1 protein-coding gene and 1 pseudogene are annotated in these 748 nt (G+C 62.6%); both read left to right on the top strand.

Features of this window, described 5'->3' with window-relative positions; translation table 11 throughout:
* Window positions 1–485: electron transfer flavoprotein subunit beta/FixA family protein (locus tag GNZ13_RS45940; RefSeq protein ID WP_172177467.1), on the top strand; the 485-nt coding region annotated here is incomplete at its 5' end.
* 13 nt (window positions 486–498) lie between these two features.
* Window positions 499–748 (top strand): annotated as a pseudogene (locus tag GNZ13_RS45935) (electron transfer flavoprotein subunit alpha/FixB family protein); the annotation flags it as partial.

Raw genomic sequence — 748 nt, 5'->3', positions numbered from 1 at the left:
GCGAAGAGCTGCAGCCGCTGGCGGTGGCCAAGCTGCTGAAGGCGCTGGTCGACAAGGAACAGCCGCAGCTGATCATCCTCGGCAAGCAGGCCATCGACGACGATTCGAACCAGACCGGCCAGATGCTGGCCGCGCTGGCTAACCTGCCGCAAGCAACGTTCGCCTCGAAGGTTGTCGTGGCGGACGGTAAAGCTACGGTTTCGCGCGAAGTGGATGGCGGCGCGGAAACGCTGTCGCTGACCTTGCCCGCAGTCGTCACGACCGACCTGCGCCTGAACGAGCCGCGCTACGTGACGCTGCCCAACATCATGAAGGCGAAGAAGAAGCCGCTGGAAGTCATCAAGCCGGAAGATTTCGGCGTTGATGTCACGCCGCGCCTGAAGACGCTGAAGGTTGTCGAGCCGCCGAAGCGCTCCGCCGGTGTGATGGTGCCGGATGTGAAGACGCTGGTCGAGAAGCTGAAGACCGAAGCCAAGGTGCTGTAAGGAGACGGACGAAATGACGAATCTGGTTATTGCTGAACACGACGCCCCGAAGGAAGCCCCCTTGGGGGGCAACGCGTCGATCAAGGCCGCGACGCTGAATACGATTGCAGCCGCGCAGAAGATTGGTGGTGATATCCACGTGCTGGTGGCGGGTCACAACGCGCAAGCCGCAGCGGATGCCGCGGCGAAGATTGCAGGTGTTTCGAAGGTCCTGCTGGCCGACGCGCCGCAACTCGCAGCGGGCCTGGCAGAAAACGTCGAAG

This window comes from Paraburkholderia elongata (assembly GCF_013177735.1).
Taxonomy (GTDB): Bacteria; Pseudomonadota; Gammaproteobacteria; order Burkholderiales; family Burkholderiaceae; genus Paraburkholderia; species Paraburkholderia elongata.
This window is presented reverse-complemented; position numbering and strand designations above follow the sequence as displayed.